The 14,922-nt window shown below is 45.1% G+C and carries 20 protein-coding genes; 14 read left to right on the top strand and 6 right to left on the bottom strand.

Annotation, left to right across the window (positions count from 1 at the left end; genetic code table 11):
* Nucleotides 1-4: 4 nt before the first annotated feature.
* The 7 genes from menB (at nt 5) to mntD (ending at nt 7,648) form a co-directional block, all read left to right on the top strand.
* A complete protein-coding gene (gene menB, locus AC0DBE_RS21140; RefSeq protein WP_010329489.1) occupies nt 5-823 on the top strand; it encodes a 1,4-dihydroxy-2-naphthoyl-CoA synthase in 819 nt (272 codons plus the stop codon).
* A gap of 90 nt (nt 824-913) precedes the next feature.
* The gene (locus AC0DBE_RS21135) at nt 914-2,374 is read left to right on the top strand and encodes an o-succinylbenzoate--CoA ligase (RefSeq protein ID WP_472963679.1); all 1,461 of its coding nucleotides are present in this window, start codon (nt 914-916) and stop codon (nt 2,372-2,374) included.
* Complete coding sequence (menC, locus tag AC0DBE_RS21130; protein ID WP_014114892.1) at nt 2,371-3,486, top strand: o-succinylbenzoate synthase; 1,116 nt, start codon at nt 2,371-2,373, stop codon at nt 3,484-3,486. Before AC0DBE_RS21135 ends, menC begins: the two co-directional genes overlap by 4 nt.
* 281 nt (nt 3,487-3,767) lie before the next feature.
* On the top strand, nt 3,768-4,688 hold the full coding sequence (mntA, locus tag AC0DBE_RS21125) for a manganese ABC transporter substrate-binding protein/adhesin MntA (protein WP_472963676.1): 921 nt from the start codon (nt 3,768-3,770) through the stop codon (nt 4,686-4,688).
* Nucleotides 4,689-4,705: 17 nt separating this feature from the next.
* Complete coding sequence (gene mntB, locus AC0DBE_RS21120) at nt 4,706-5,458, top strand: manganese ABC transporter ATP-binding protein MntB (protein ID WP_472963674.1); 753 nt, start codon at nt 4,706-4,708, stop codon at nt 5,456-5,458.
* Nucleotides 5,459-5,463: 5 nt separating this feature from the next.
* Entirely contained in the window at nt 5,464-6,771 is a 1,308-nt protein-coding gene (locus tag AC0DBE_RS21115; protein ID WP_472963672.1) for an iron chelate uptake ABC transporter family permease subunit, read from the top strand.
* The gene (mntD, locus tag AC0DBE_RS21110) at nt 6,761-7,648 is read left to right on the top strand and encodes a manganese ABC transporter permease MntD (RefSeq protein WP_014114888.1); all 888 of its coding nucleotides are present in this window, start codon (nt 6,761-6,763) and stop codon (nt 7,646-7,648) included. The genes AC0DBE_RS21115 and mntD overlap by 11 nt, the downstream gene beginning before the upstream one ends.
* Nucleotides 7,649-7,666: 18 nt before the next feature.
* On the opposite strand, the gene AC0DBE_RS21105 is transcribed toward mntD, so the two are convergent.
* The 3 genes from AC0DBE_RS21105 to AC0DBE_RS21095 are packed head-to-tail and all read right to left on the bottom strand — an operon-like array spanning nt 7,667 to nt 10,293.
* A complete protein-coding gene (locus AC0DBE_RS21105) occupies nt 7,667-7,825 on the bottom strand; it encodes a DUF1540 domain-containing protein (RefSeq protein ID WP_003219337.1) in 159 nt (52 codons plus the stop codon).
* A 53-nt stretch (nt 7,826-7,878) separates the two neighbouring features.
* On the bottom strand, nt 7,879-8,919 hold the full coding sequence (locus AC0DBE_RS21100) for a cytochrome d ubiquinol oxidase subunit II (RefSeq protein ID WP_003219339.1): 1,041 nt from the start codon (nt 8,917-8,919) through the stop codon (nt 7,879-7,881).
* 42 nt (nt 8,920-8,961) lie between these two features.
* Entirely contained in the window at nt 8,962-10,293 is a 1,332-nt protein-coding gene (locus tag AC0DBE_RS21095; protein ID WP_014114886.1) for a cytochrome ubiquinol oxidase subunit I, read from the bottom strand.
* 205 nt (nt 10,294-10,498) lie between these two features.
* Here AC0DBE_RS21095 and AC0DBE_RS21090 point away from each other — a divergent pair, with 205 nt between their 5' ends.
* Complete coding sequence (locus AC0DBE_RS21090; RefSeq protein WP_003219346.1) at nt 10,499-10,747, top strand: type B 50S ribosomal protein L31; 249 nt, start codon at nt 10,499-10,501, stop codon at nt 10,745-10,747.
* Nucleotides 10,748-10,866: 119 nt separating this feature from the next.
* Nucleotides 10,867-11,430, top strand: a complete 564-nt coding sequence (locus tag AC0DBE_RS21085; protein WP_014114884.1) for a beta-class carbonic anhydrase — start codon at nt 10,867-10,869, stop codon at nt 11,428-11,430.
* Here the strand turns inward: AC0DBE_RS21085 and yidD are convergent.
* Nucleotides 11,427-11,654, bottom strand: a complete 228-nt coding sequence (gene yidD / locus AC0DBE_RS21080; RefSeq protein ID WP_014114883.1) for a membrane protein insertion efficiency factor YidD — start codon at nt 11,652-11,654, stop codon at nt 11,427-11,429. The genes AC0DBE_RS21085 and yidD overlap by 4 nt on opposite strands.
* Before the next feature lie 127 nt (nt 11,655-11,781).
* Between yidD and AC0DBE_RS21075 the strand changes: the two genes are divergently transcribed.
* The gene (locus tag AC0DBE_RS21075) at nt 11,782-12,255 is read left to right on the top strand and encodes an S-ribosylhomocysteine lyase (protein ID WP_472963665.1); all 474 of its coding nucleotides are present in this window, start codon (nt 11,782-11,784) and stop codon (nt 12,253-12,255) included.
* Between the two features lie 119 nt (nt 12,256-12,374).
* Nucleotides 12,375-12,815, top strand: coding sequence for a FixH family protein (locus AC0DBE_RS21070; protein ID WP_014114881.1), 441 nt, complete (start codon nt 12,375-12,377; stop codon nt 12,813-12,815).
* Here AC0DBE_RS21070 and ytzI read toward each other — a convergent pair.
* Nucleotides 12,809-12,949, bottom strand: a complete 141-nt coding sequence (gene ytzI / locus AC0DBE_RS21065; protein ID WP_003219363.1) for a YtzI protein — start codon at nt 12,947-12,949, stop codon at nt 12,809-12,811. The two genes, AC0DBE_RS21070 and ytzI, sit on opposite strands and share 7 nt — an antisense overlap.
* 130 nt (nt 12,950-13,079) lie before the next feature.
* Between ytzI and AC0DBE_RS21060 the strand changes: the two genes are divergently transcribed.
* The 3 genes from AC0DBE_RS21060 (at nt 13,080) to ytkD (ending at nt 14,780) form a co-directional block, all read left to right on the top strand.
* Nucleotides 13,080-13,517 (top strand): Dps family protein, encoded by a 438-nt coding sequence (locus AC0DBE_RS21060; protein ID WP_003219364.1) that lies wholly within the window; start codon nt 13,080-13,082, stop codon nt 13,515-13,517.
* Between the two features lie 170 nt (nt 13,518-13,687).
* Complete coding sequence (locus tag AC0DBE_RS21055; protein WP_014114879.1) at nt 13,688-14,092, top strand: phage holin family protein; 405 nt, start codon at nt 13,688-13,690, stop codon at nt 14,090-14,092.
* A 211-nt stretch (nt 14,093-14,303) separates the two neighbouring features.
* Nucleotides 14,304-14,780: an RNA deprotection pyrophosphohydrolase gene (ytkD, locus tag AC0DBE_RS21050; protein ID WP_014114878.1), complete on the top strand. Its 477-nt coding sequence runs from the start codon at nt 14,304-14,306 to the stop codon at nt 14,778-14,780.
* 56 nt (nt 14,781-14,836) lie between these two features.
* On the opposite strand, the gene AC0DBE_RS21045 is transcribed toward ytkD, so the two are convergent.
* Nucleotides 14,837-14,922, bottom strand: an 86-nt coding sequence (locus AC0DBE_RS21045) for an IS3 family transposase (protein ID WP_131121716.1), incomplete at its 5' end; no start/stop codon positions are given.

Genomic DNA, 14,922 nt, shown 5'->3' with positions numbered 1-14,922 from the left:
TATCATGGCTGTAGAATGGAAAACTGAACGGACATACGATGAAATATTGTATGAAACGTATAATGGTATTGCAAAAATAACAATCAACCGCCCTGAGGTACATAACGCGTTTACCCCTAAAACGGTTGCTGAAATGATTGATGCGTTTGCTCGCGCGAGAGACGATCAAAATGTCGGCGTTATCGTGCTTGCTGGTGCCGGAGACAAAGCCTTTTGTTCTGGAGGAGACCAGAAAGTGCGCGGTCACGGCGGTTATGTAGGAGACGATCAAATTCCGCGATTAAACGTACTGGATCTTCAGCGTTTAATCCGCGTTATCCCGAAACCGGTTGTTGCGATGGTGTCCGGATATGCGATCGGCGGAGGCCATGTGCTTCACATCGTATGTGATCTGACAATCGCTGCCGACAACGCGATTTTCGGACAAACAGGCCCTAAAGTGGGAAGCTTTGACGCTGGTTACGGTTCTGGCTACTTGGCTCGAATTGTAGGACATAAAAAAGCCCGTGAAATCTGGTACCTCTGCCGCCAGTACAACGCACAGGAAGCGCTTGACATGGGTCTTGTCAACACAGTCGTTCCTTTGGAACAACTTGAAGAAGAAACGATTAAATGGTGTGAAGAAATGCTTGAAAAAAGCCCGACCGCACTTCGTTTTCTTAAAGCTGCGTTTAACGCGGACACAGACGGACTTGCTGGAATTCAGCAGTTTGCAGGGGATGCTACCCTTCTTTACTACACAACAGATGAAGCAAAAGAAGGCCGTGATTCCTTTAAGGAAAAACGCAAACCTGATTTCGGACAGTTCCCTCGTTTCCCGTGATCAGCAATACTTAGTAAACCAACAGCTTGAGACTTTGCGGTCCAAGCTGTTTTCTTTTCAATACAGACATTTTACCTCGGAGATGATGACATGCTGACAGAACAGCCCAATTGGCTCATGCAGCGGGCACAGTTGACACCTGAGAGAATCGCTCTCATCTATGGAGACCAAACCGTGACATTTGCAGAATTGTTTGCAGCGTCTAAGCGTATGGCGGCGCAGCTTGGTGCTCATTCGGTTCGGAAAGGAGATACTGCGGCTATTTTGCTCCAAAACCGTGCAGAAATGGTATACGCCGTTCACGCTTGTTTTTTGCTTGGTGTGAAGGCGGTGCTTCTGAATACGAAGCTGTCAACACATGAAAGGCTGTTTCAGCTGAAGGATTCCGGTGCACGCTTTTTACTGACAGATTCAAACTTTGACCAGCAAGATTATGAGCATACCGTTCAAACCATTGATGTGGACGAACTGATGAAAGAAGCCGCAGAGGAAATTGAGATCCAGGCTTATATGCAATTGGATGAAACGGCGACGCTGATGTATACCTCGGGTACGACAGGCAAGCCCAAGGGAGTTCAGCAAACGTTCGGAAACCATTATTTCAGTGCGGTGTCATCCGCGCTTAATTTGGGTATAACAGAACAAGACCGCTGGCTTATCGCATTGCCACTCTTTCACATCAGCGGATTGTCCGCGTTATTTAAATCTGTGATCTATGGAATGACTGTCGTGCTTCACCAGCGTTTTTCTGTAAGCGATGTGCTGGATTCTATCAGCAGGCATCAAGTGACAATGATATCTGCGGTGCAGACAATGCTGGCCAGTCTTTTGGAAGAAACAAGCCGCTGCCCTGAATTTATCAGATGCATTCTGCTCGGCGGAGGCCCTGCACCGCTGCCATTGCTTGAGGAGTGCCGCGAGAAAGGATTCCCTGTCTTTCAGTCATACGGAATGACAGAGACATGCTCACAAATTGTTACCCTGTCGCCGGAATTCAGTATGGAAAAACTCGGATCTGCGGGTAAACCGCTGTTTTCATGCGAAATCAAAATAGAGCGGGACGGACAGGCGTGTGAACCGTTTGAACACGGTGAAATCTTGGTCAAAGGCCCGAATGTGATGAAAAGCTATTTTAACCGGGAGAGCGCAAACGAATCATCCTTTCAAAATGGCTGGCTGAAAACAGGTGATCTTGGGTATTTGGACAGCGAAGGCTTTTTATATGTATTAGACAGACGTTCAGATCTGATCATATCAGGCGGAGAAAACATTTATCCGGCTGAAGTGGAGTCAGTGCTGCTTTCACACCCCGCTGTAGCCGAAGCCGGTGTTTCAGGGGCAGAGGACAAAAAATGGGGGAAAGTGCCCCACGCCTATCTTGTCCTTCACAAGCCTGTGAGCGCAGAAGAATTGACCGCCTACTGCAAAGAACGCTTGGCGAAGTATAAAATTCCTGCAAAATTCTTTGTACTGGACAGCCTGCCGCGCAATGCGTCTAATAAGCTCATGCGAAATCAGCTGAAGGATGCGCGTAAAGGAGAACTGCTATGATCGAAATAGAGAAAATTACGCTTTACCATTTGAGCATGAATTTAAAGAAACCGTTCAAAAACAGTATTGAAACGCTTCAAGAGCGTAAATTTCTGATCGTGGAAGCTATTGATACGTCCGGTGTCACAGGCTGGGGAGAAGTGTCTGCGTTCTCTTCGCCTTGGTACACCGAGGAAACCATTGGAACATGTTTGCACATGTTAAAGGATTTTTTTATTCCCAATGTTGTGGGACGTGAATTCAATCACCCTTCCGACGTGCCGGACAGTCTGGCGCGCTATAAAGGAAATCGGATGGCAAAAGCGGGACTTGAATCGGCTGTCTGGGATATCTATGCGAAAAAGAAGGGCATATCCCTCGCCGAGGCATTGGGCGGGACAAGAGATAAAGTGCCTGCCGGGGTGGTTGTCGGCCTGGCGCCCCTTGACGATATGCTGAAGGAAATTGAGAGTTATCAAAAAGAAGGGTATCAAAGAATAAAAATAAAAATTCAGCCTGGGCAGGATGTGGAATTGGTCAAGGCCATCCGCAGCCGATTTCCGAACATCCCGCTCATGGCTGATGCCAATTCATCCTATGAGCTGAAGGATATCAGCCGTTTAAAGGAGCTTGATGACTATCATTTAATGATGATTGAGCAGCCGCTCCAAGCTGACGATATCGTTGACCACCGCCACTTGCAGAAACATTTGAAAACGGCCATTTGCCTTGATGAAAGCATTTGTTCAGCCGATGATGCGAGACGGGCGATTGAGCTCGGAAGCTGCAAAATCATTAATATTAAGCCTTCCCGTGTCGGCGGTTTAACAGAAGCCTTAAAAATTCATGATTTGTGCAGAGAGCACCATATGCAGGTTTGGTGCGGCGGTATGCTGGAAACAGGCATATCCAGAGCGCAAAACGTGGCGCTAGCTTCACTGCCGCAATTCACAATACCCGGTGATATTTCATCATCTTCACGCTATTGGGATGAGGATATTGTGACCCCTGATATCCATATTGATAATGGATTTATTTCTGTGTCAAAACAGCCTGGTTTAGGGGTTGAAGTGAATCAGGACATTATGCGAAAATATGTGACCAAAATGGATGTTTTCACACAGCATGGATAAGAAAAAAGCATTTTGCCATTTTGAGAGAATGTCAGTGTGCTGTTATAGTAAAAGCGTTCGTTGAATACATCCCTTCTCGTTTGGACCGGCTGCTAACCCAGCCGGTTTTTTTTATGCAATTGTTGCTTGACAAAAGTGGACAAACGCGATATTTTTGCACCAAGGAAACTTTTTGTCCTATCTAAATAAAATATGCTTTTGGCTAATTTAATGTCACATGTCTAAGAAATAAAAACATAAGATAATACAATCGGACATTGATGGCAAAGAGGAGGGAAAATATGAAACAGGGACTGATGGCAGCAGTGCTTTTTGCCTGTTTTGCTTTAACAGGATGCGGTACCGGTTCAGCCGGAAAAAGCGCCGATCAGCGGTTACAGGTAACGGCAACAACATCCCAAATTGCCGATGCAGCCGAAAACATTGGAGGAAAGCATGTAAAAGTCACCTCTTTAATGGGACCGGGGGTCGATCCGCATCTTTACAAAGCCTCACAAGGTGATACGAAAAAATTAATGTCAGCCGATGTTGTGCTGTACAGCGGATTACATTTGGAAGGGAAAATGGAGGATGTTCTCCAAAAAATAGGCGAACAAAAACAAGCAGCGGCAATTGCTGAGGCCATACCGAAAAGCAAGCTTATTTCTGCCGGAGAAGGCAAGACGTTTGATCCCCACGTTTGGTTTAGCATTCCGCTATGGATCTATGCGGTGGATGAAATCGAAGCGCAATTCAGTAAAGCGATGCCTGAGCACGCAGATGATTTCAAGAAAAACGCCAAACAATACAAAGAAGATTTGCAATATTTAGATAAGTGGTCGCAGCAGGAGATCGCACACATTCCGGAGAAAAGCCGTGTGCTTGTTACGGCTCACGATGCCTTTGCGTATTTTGGGAAAGAGTATGGTTTTCAGGTGAAAGGCCTGCAGGGACTCAGCACAGATTCGGATTACGGGTTGAAGGATGTTCAGGAGCTTGTCGATCTCCTAACAGAAAAACAAATAAAAGCTGTTTTTGTAGAAAGCAGCGTGTCTGAAAAATCAATAAATGCAGTGGTGGAAGGGGCTAAAGAAAAAGGCCATACAGTCACAATCGGAGGTCAGCTCTATTCGGATGCCATGGGTGAAAAGGGCACAAAAGAAGGCACATACGAAGGAATGTTCCGCCACAATATTAACACAATTACTAAAGCGCTTAAATAAGAAAAGAGGTGAAGGAAATGTTCCCTGTTGAGCTCGAAAATGTAACGGTCGCTTATCATAAAAAGCCTGTTCTGCAGGAAATTACGCTGCAGGTGCCTGAAGGAAAACTGATTGGCATTATCGGTCCAAACGGCGCGGGAAAATCAACCTTGATCAAAACCATTCTCGGTCTTGTGCCCAGAGCTTCAGGAGACATCTCAATTTACGGCAAAGACTATAAGGATCAGCGGACAAGAATCGGATACGTTCCGCAGCGAGGCTCGGTTGACTGGGATTTTCCCACAAACGCGCTCGATGTCGTGCTAATGGGAAGATACGGCCGGATTGGCTTATTGAAAAGGCCAAAAAAAGCCGACGTGGATATGGCGAAGGCTGCTTTAGAAAAAGTCGGGATGCTTGATTATGCGAAAAGGCAGATCAGCCAGCTGTCAGGAGGCCAGCAGCAGCGGGTGTTTCTTGCCCGGGCACTATGCCAGGACGCTGACATTTATTTTATGGATGAACCGTTTGCCGGCGTTGATGCAGCGACGGAGCGGGCAATTATGACGCTTTTGGCCGAACTCAAAGAAAAAGGAAAAACAGTGCTTGTCGTCCACCATGATCTGCAGACTGCCGAGGATTATTTCGATTGGATTCTACTGCTTCATCTAAGAAAAATCGCTTTCGGACCTGCGAAAAACGTTTTTACGATCGAAAACCTGCAAAAAACGTATGGAGGAAGGCTGACATTTCTAAAAGATAAAGTGCTGGCAGAAGGACATAAGGGGTGAGCGCGTTGTTTGAAAGTTTGTGGCTGCAGCTCCAGCACCCGAATACACAGTGGGTGCTTGCGGGTACGCTTTTGCTGGGAGCGGCAAGCGGTGTTTTGGGCAGCTTTGTGCTGCTGAGAAAGCAAAGTTTAATCGGCGATGCAATGGCCCATTCAGCTCTGCCGGGAGTGTGTCTCGCTTTTCTGTTCACCGGGCAAAAATCACTGCCTTTCTTTTTGCTGGGGGCAGCGCTTGCCGGGCTGCTCGGAACGTGGTGTATTCAGCTGATTCCGCGGCTTTCAAAAACAAAAGAGGACTCAGCGATTGGGATTGTTCTCTCAGTGTTTTTTGGCGTCGGGATCATACTGCTGACATATATTCAGCAGCAGGGGGCGGGAAGCCAAAGCGGGCTTGATTCTTTTTTATTCGGCCAGGCCGCTTCATTGGTCAGACAGGATATCATTTTGATTGCAGGAATATCCGCTGTTCTATTGCTCCTTTGTATTGTTTTCTTTAAGGAGTTTACGGTGATTACTTTCGATCTCGCGTTTGCAAAGGGATTGGGACTGCCGGTGCGTTTTTTAAACGAGCTTTTGGCTTGCCTTATCGTCTGTGCTGTCGTCATCGGGCTCCAAACAGTTGGTGTGATATTAATGGCAGCTATGCTGATTACGCCTGCCATAGCTGCAAGGTATTGGACCGAACGATTAACCGGAATGATGGTCATTGCCGGGGTCACAGGCGGGGTTAGCGGCGTGGCCGGAACCTTGCTGAGCACGACGATGAAGGGGATGGCGACAGGGCCATTGATGATCTTATCAGCAACAGTGATTTTTCTATTTTCAATGATTTGCGCGCCTAAGCGGGGATTGGCTGCAAAAGCAATAAGGCTGATCAAGCTGCGGCGCAAAACAAGCAGGGAGCAGGTGTTGCTGACGATTTATGAGCAGTATGAAAAGAACGATCTTTATGTAACGGCTGAAAGTGTAAGAAAGAAAAGGCGGCTATCCCCTTCGTTATGCCATAAGGTATTGAATGGCTTGGAAAAAGAGAGGTGCATCGTGCATGTTGAAAATGGGATTTGGCAAATGACACGTACTGGGATAGAAAAAGGCTATCACATGGCTTTAAAGCATCGGATGTATGAAATGTACCTCATGCACGAAATGGAGCTTGCGAATCTAGAAATTGATCAGGATCATTTTGACCCGGATCGTTTGCCTGGGGAAACAAGAGAGCGGATTCTTTCACTCTTAAAGCTGTATGGCCGGATGCCTGAGCTTCAGAAGTCGGCTCCTGATGCCGAGAAAGGACAGATCGCAAATGAGTTTTGAAGCATGGATTATAGCTACCGGTGTATTAGTCGGTGTAAGCTGCGCATTGATCGGCACATTTCTCGTGTTGAGAAAAATGGCGATGCTGGCCGACGCGATCAGCCATACAGTGTTGCTTGGCATTGTCGGTGCTTTTCTTGTGACAGGAAGTCTTGACGGGATTCCTATGTTCATCGGCGCGGCCGTATCTGGACTGTTAACGGCATTTTTGGTTCAGCTTCTCCACAGCAAGGGGGTTCAATCTGATGCCGCCATAGGGGTGGTTTTTACATCCTTATTTGCGGTGGGCGTCATTTTGCTTTCTGTGTACGGAGCGAATGTTCATCTCGATATTGAGCACTCGTTAATGGGAGAAATCGCTTTTGTGCCGTGGAATACGATCTCGGTATTCGGAGTTGACATCGGACCGAAAGCGTTTTGGATGCTGGCATCTGTTCTGGTTTTAAATATATTGTTGATCAGTGTGAGCTATAAGGAGTTCAAAATCGCTTCGTTTGATCCGCAAATGGCTTTAGCTCTGGGAATACCGGTTTTGCTGATTCATTATGTGCAAATGGGCATGCTGTCGCTGACGACCGTCGCTTCCTTTGATTCGGTTGGTGCTGTATTGGTTGTAGCCATGCTGATTGTCCCGCCTGCTGCGGCCCATTTGCTGACAGACCGGCTGCTTTATATGTTGATTCTCAGCGCGTTGATTGGCGGGCTGTCGGCGGTTATGGGCTATTTCTTCGCAACATGGCTTAATGTTTCAATTTCCGGAGCGATGGCGGCCATGACAGGTGTATGTTATGCTGGCGCCTTTTTGTTTTCGCCTGCAAACGGGGTCATGACAAAAAAGCTGAGAACATTGAACATGCAAAAAGAAAGAGCTGGCTGATGCAGCTCTTTCTTTTGATTACAAATCATGCGGCTTAAACGTTTTGCAGTCCGTTTCCTGGCTGTTTTCAGCCGTTTCACCAGTATGGCTGACAACATAAATGGCATCAGCGGTGCATTTGTTTCCTTTGCCCCAATAAGAACAGTTGTTGACTTCGCATAGAATTTTCTGCTCCATGCCATCCCCTCCTTATAAAGGTTCTGGCTTAGTATAGCCGTCGGGATTGTCCTCTATTCCTCCTGGCGGATATACCGTTTGTCTCGCATAAACATTTTCCAGAAAAAATAGAAGCCCGGAAAGAGAATAATAAATGCAACGATATACGTAGCAAACAGCGCTCTGAACGTTGCTGGCTCTGTGAAGCCCGACATGACTGTCACATCGGGATAAATCATATACGGGAGATGCGCCCGCCCGTACGCGTAGCTTGCCAGAAAATACTGGATCGCAATCGCGACAAGTGCAAGCCGCGGCTTTCCGATGTTTTGGCCAAAGCTCTTGTTAGGCAGAAAAAGAGCGATTCCCGCGATGACAAATGTAATGAACGATGCAATAATCCAAGAGAAATCATTCATCATTCCGCTGTACAGCCAGTTTGCTTCATTCCGCAGTGTCAGCATAATGCAAACAGCAAACAGGAGTGAAATCGGACCGGTAATCAAGGCGCTTTTTCTGTAGGCGCGGTACGCATCCTGTTCCTCCGCCACATTTGAAAAATCAGCAAGCAGCAGCGAAGACAAAAACAAAGTGCTTAAAATCGCAAACCCGATAAATGAGTAGGCATTGGGGCTTGAAAAGATTTTGGACATGTTCAAGTTATAGATTCCGTCCGTTTTTTCTATAAAACCTCCGTGTGTCACAGGAAGCACCAATATTAAAATAGCAGGGATGATAAAGCCGGAGATGCCGGAAATATATCTTAGCATTTTCCGCTCCTTTGCTGTGTTTGAAAAAACGAGAAATCCGCTTCGAATCGCTAAAAACAGTAAAATCATGCTGCCGGGAATTAATAAAACGGTTCCGAGCACAAATGTCGCGCCAGGAAAAAAGCTGAAAAGCGCCACGACGATGGCCACAATAAAGACGTTTGTGACCTCCCAAGTCGGGGACAGAAAGCGGTTCGCAATATCGGTGGCCTTCATGTGCTCCTTGTTTAAATAGATCATAGACCAAAATCCCGCTCCAAAATCCATTGTCGCCATGACGGCGTAAATAAACACAAAGCCCCAGATAATTGAGATGGCGATCAGAGCGTCAGTTGAAATGTCCATTTGTCGATCTTCCTTCCATTTGGTTTCCTGTTTGCGGAGCCATTACGACTCCGCTGTATTTAAATCTTCGTCAACCGGGTGCTTGCGGAAATAGTACAGCAGCACGTAGACGACAGCTGCGCCTAATACGGCGTAAACAAATGTGAAAAATAAGAAGAGCACCCCGATCGAGCCAGTCGTTGTCACGACATCTGACGTTTTGAGGAGATGATAGATGACCCAAGGCTGCCTCCCCGTACAGGCGAAAATCCAGCCGAATTCAATGCCGATGAGACTAAAAGGGCCTGCTGTCATGAAAATGACCAAAAGCCACGTTGGGAAACGGTCTTTCTTGAGCACCTTTCTCCAGACCACACCGATAATGGAATAAAGAATAAGCAGCATGCCTACCCCCACCATCGCATTAAACAGCGTGTGAATGAACAGCGGCGGCCATTCGTCTCTCGGAAATGCATTTAATCCTTTTACAACAGTGTCAAAGCGGTTCGCTGCCAGAAAGCTTAACGCCCATGGAATCTCGATGGCCCACTTTACTTTTTCTTCATTCGGGTCGGTAAAACCGCCGATAGCAAGAGGGGCGTGAGATCTTGTTTCAAACAAGCCTTCAGCGCCTGCTAATTTTTCGGGCTGATATTCGTACAGCATCTGTGCGGATTCGTGTCCGTTCAAAGCGGTCAGCAGTGAAAAAATACCGCCGATCGTCAGTGCGAGCAAAAGGGCTTTCCGGTGAAAGCGATAGACCTTTTCTTTTTTTCTCGACCGGATCATTTTATATGCAGCAACAGAAGCAACGATAAACGCGCCCGTCATAAATGCAGATAAAACGACATGGCCTGCGGTGATAAAAAAGCTTGGGTTGAAGAATGCAGCCCACGGATCAACATCTGTAATTTTCCCGTTTGAAATTTTAAAACCGGCCGGCGTTCCTTCAAAGGCATGGACATTCGTGATCAGAACAGCTGACGCTGCTGCCCCGACTAACACAAAGAAAACGGCAACAATCCTCATTGCCGGTGACAAGCGGTCTGCGGCGTATACATAAATCGACATGAAAAGGGCTTCAACAAAAAAAGCATAGATTTCAATTTGAAACGGCAGGGACATGACCCGGCCGATGACTTCCATAAATCCCGGCCATAAAAGCGCGAGCTGAGTGCCCGCAATCGTCCCGGTCGGTATGGCGACCCCCAGCAAAACCGCTTGTGCTTTCGTCCATCTTTTCGCCATGATCGCATAATGGTCATCTTTCGTTTTTTGATAGATCAATTCTGCCACTAAAATCATGAGCGGCAGACCGACTCCAAGCGTTGCGAAAATGATATGAAAGCCCATTGTCGTGCCAAAAAGGCTTCTGGCCAAAACTAAATCATCCACAATCGTAAACCACCTTTCTAAAAGGACGTCCTGTATGTATTTTGGGTTTATTATTTGCTTCCTCGGTTAGATTATTCTTCCTATTCTTAAATGCGATGAGGTTTACAATGCGAAAACGCAGGGAAGGATGTAAGAAGATTGACAAAACGTTTGTGAGGATATAAAATAAAGCGTAATTATTACGATTTAAGGAAGGGAGATATACATGAAAGAAGGTATTCATCCAAAGAACCACAAAGTCATATTTCAGGATGTCAACAGCGGCTACCGTTTTCTCAGCACCTCTACTAAAACATCTAATGAAACAGCAGAGTGGGAAGACGGCAACACATATCCGGTCATTAAAGTAGAGGTCAGCTCTGACACGCATCCGTTTTATACAGGCCGCCAGAAATTCAATGAAAAAGGCGGAAGAGTGGAGCAGTTCAAAAAACGTTATAATATGGGGAAATGAGGCAGACCCTGAGGGTTTGTCTTTTTTTTTGCCCAGTTTGATTTTTGATAAGATGACGAAAAGTCAAATGCTGTGATATATTGGAGAGTAAAAAGACCAAGAAAGGAATACAGCTAGCTATGAGCCTATTAAATGATATTCTTGATTTTAACAAGACATTTACTGAACAAAGGGAGTACGAAAAGTATCAAACATCAAAATTCCCAGATAAAAAAATGGCGATTCTTTCTTGCATGGACACTCGTTTGGTTGAATTGCTGCCGCATGCAATGAATATGCGAAACGGTGACGTGAAAATCATTAAAAGTGCCGGTGCACTTGTGACACACCCATTCGGAAGCATCATGAGAAGTTTGCTCGTCGCAGTGTACGAGCTGAACGCAGATGAGGTATGTGTGATCGGGCATCACGATTGCGGCATGAGCAAAATCAGCAGCGAAAGCATGCTTGATAAAATGAAAGAAAGAGGAATTCCGGAAGAACGCATCGAAACATTAAAGTACTCCGGTGTAGACTTTGATCAATGGTTTAAAAGCTTTGATTCAGTTGAAGCAAGTGTAAAAGACAGCGTAGACGTTATTAAGTATCACCCGCTGTTCCCGGAAAATGTTCCTGTCCATGGTTTAGTCATTGATCCTAAAACCGGGAAACTGGATCTTGTCGTAAACGGCTATAACGATTAATGTTTTTGTTTCTTTTCAGGAACAGGGTCGACTCCACCCGGATGGAACGGATGGCATTTCAAAATCCGTATGATTGTCAGCCAGCCGCCTTTTAAAGCGCCATGCGTTTTAATCGCTTCGATTCCGTATTGTGAACAAGTCGGATAAAAGCGGCATGTTGGGGGCGTCAAGGGCGAGATGAATTTTTGATATCCTCTGATCAGAGCGATAAATAGGGTTTTCATATGTCTTCAGCAACCTTTCTGATGCAAGTATAAGAAAAAAAACACAGATTGAAAAGTTATTCGATAATTCTTATCGGAAAGGTGTGTTATAATGAATGTACATTTTTAAAAAAGGGAGAGTGCCATTATGCCTTCAGTAGAAAGTTTTGAGCTTGATCATAATGCGGTTGTTGCTCCATATGTAAGACATTGCGGCGTGCATAAAGTAGGAACAGACGGCGTTGTAAATAAATTTGATATCCGTTTTTGCCAGCCAAATAAACAGGCGATGAAGCCTGACACCATTCACACACTTGAGCATTTGCTCGCGTTTACGATTCGTTCTCACGCTGAGAAATACGATCATTTTGATATCATTGATATTTCTCCAATGGGCTGCCAAACAGGCTATTATCTTGTTGTGAGCGGAGAGCCGACACCAGCGGAAATCGTTGATCTGCTTGAAGACACAATGAAGGAAGCGGTTGAAATTACCGAAATTCCGGCTGCGAATGAAAAGCAGTGCGGCCAAGCGAAGCTTCATGATCTGGAAGGCGCTAAACGTTTAATGCGTTTCTGGCTGTCACAGGATAAAGAAAAATTGCTAAAAGTATTTGGCTAAACAGAAAGGGACCTTTTTGCGCTTATGCAAAAAGGTCTTTTTTGTGACGTATCATTTTTTATGTACCATTTGCTGTAAGCGTTTGCTACTATTTAGGTAAACGATGAAAGGGTGATGGCATGAAAAAGATGTTAGCTGTTCTGCTGTTTTCTGCTTTTTTGCTTAATGGATGCGGATCTGATGAAAACAAAGCAAATACTGCAGCTGAGACGCCTGAGGTATTGGATGTCAAGCTGACCGGCCCTGAAAAAGTAAATCCCGGAGAAAGCGCCGCATATGAAGCAGCGGTATCATATGGTGACGAAGCGGTGACGGATGCCGATGAAGTGGAGTTTGAAGTGTGGAAAGAAGGAGAAAAAGGCGCCAGCCAAATGTTTAAAGCGAAACAAGAAAAGGGCGTATACCGATTGGAAACAACGTTTAAGGAAGATGGTGTCTACACTGTCCAATCCCATGTCACAGCAAAAAAACAGCATAGCATGCCGACCTTAAAAGTCCAAGTCGGTGACGCCGATGCTGCCAGCAATCAGTCTGAAGACGAGCATTCACACAATCATTGATTTTTTGAATCAGAACGAGTTTCTTGCGGAGGATCAATGGTGTGCTTTACATTATAGGCTTTGACAGTCGTCCAAATGGTGACAAGCAAAACAGCCAGCACAATCAAAATACTTATCGTAATGAGAAGCGTCATGACATTCCACCTCCCGTTTTTTAACAATTGTAGCATAGTAAAAGAAATCGTGACAGATAAGGGTAAAAAAGAGGTTTTAACGTACGATATAAAGGGTATACATAGTCATATAACAAGGAGGAAGATAATCATGTCAGAACAATTGATTCAAGCAGTGAACAAACAAGTAGCCAACTGGACAGTCATGTATGTGAAACTACATAATTATCACTGGTATGTGAAAGGGAAAGATTTCTTCACTCTTCATGAAAAGTTTGAGGAGCTGTATAACGAAACGGCAACTTATATTGATGACTTAGCAGAGCGCCTTTTGGCGCTGGACGGAAAACCGATTGCGACAATGAAGGAATCCTTGGAAACGGCTTCTGTAAAAGAAGCGGCAGGAAATGAAACGGCTGAACAAATGGTTCAAAGCGTATATGATGATTTCACAATCATTGCGGAAGAGCTGAAAAACGGCATGGATTTAGCTGATGAAGTCGGTGACGAAACAACAGGGGACATGCTTCTTGCGATCCATCAAAATATTGAAAAACACAACTGGATGCTGAAAGCTTACTTGGGTTAGATCCAAAAAAAAAAGAAAGGCCGGATGTCTTATAAAAGACGTCCGGCTTTTGATTTTACGCCCCAAAAAAATAGGCGACAACCAGTCCATTTTTCTGAAAAATCCAATCCGTTCGGCTTGTTTTCCATAGAATATCGTAAGGCCGTTTCTGTGAAAGGATGTTGGGATAAATGGATAGAGACTTTGGCATCTTTTCGTTTTTAGCAGTCAGCGTTTCAGCAGCGGGGTTTTTCTTCGGAGGTTTTCAGTATTCATTTCTGATTTTGCTCTCTCTTATGGCAATTGAATTTATCAGTACGACCTTGAAGGAAACGATTATTCACAAATTGGCGTTTAAAAAGGTATTTGCCCGGCTTGTCAAAAAATTAGTCACGCTGGCTCTGATCTCTGTATGCCACTTTTTTGATCAGCTGCTGAATACACAGGGGTCAATACGTGACTTGGCTATTATGTTTTATATTCTTTATGAATCTGTGCAAATTGTAGTGACAGCCAGCTCTCTCGGCATACCGGTTCCTCAGATGCTTGTCGATCTTTTAGAAACGTTAAAAAATAAATTCAAACGCAAACCGTAACTTTTACCTGTTCACGGGTCATAATAAAGCCCAGAGCGTCAGTCGCACATTCTGGCAAAAGGCACGGCAAAAAACTGTACGAGCTGGTCTGCATGCTTTAGCCCTTGATGGCGTGCTGGGTTTCCCTTATTTTTTGATTAAAGGCTTCCGAAGAAATATAACTGTGGTATGATGTATGGAAGATAGCTAGGAACGGATTTGAGGGATAAACATGTACGAGTTTAAAGATTATTATCAGAATACTGTTCAGCTTTCCTTTGACGATCAGCCTTTCTCGGATAGCCCGAAGCATGTCTGGGTGATTTGCCGTTTTGGCGGCAAATGGCTTTTAACAGAACATGAGGACAGAGGCTATGAGTTTCCAGGCGGGAAAGTAGAGCCGATGGAGTGCGCAGAAGAGGCGGCGCTCCGGGAAGTAAAGGAAGAGACGGGTGCGAGAGTGAAAAGCCTCAAGTACCTCGGACAGTATAAAGTTCTCGGTAAAGAAAAAGTGATTGTGAAGAATATATATTTTGCAGTTATAGAAAAGCTTGAAAAGCAAGCTGATTACTTTGAAACGAAAGGCCCGGTTTTGTTTCATGAGCTTCCGGAGAACCTTTCCCGCAATAAAAAATTCAGCTTTATTATGAAAGATTCCGTTCTTCCGATCAGTTTGAAAAAACTGAAAGAAGCTGGATGGATCGAATAAAAAAACCGGCACATTGGGACTGACCCCCGTTTTTGAGACAGGGATCAAAACACCTTTTAAACAGCCAATTGCCGATAGTTTATCGGTGATTGGTTGTTTAGTTTCGTTTGAATACGAATATTGTTATAATAGTGAATGTATT

This window comes from Bacillus sp. VA15 (genome assembly GCF_055721145.1).
Note: the sequence above shows the minus strand (reverse complement) of the source record. Positions and strands in the feature narration are given on the sequence as shown.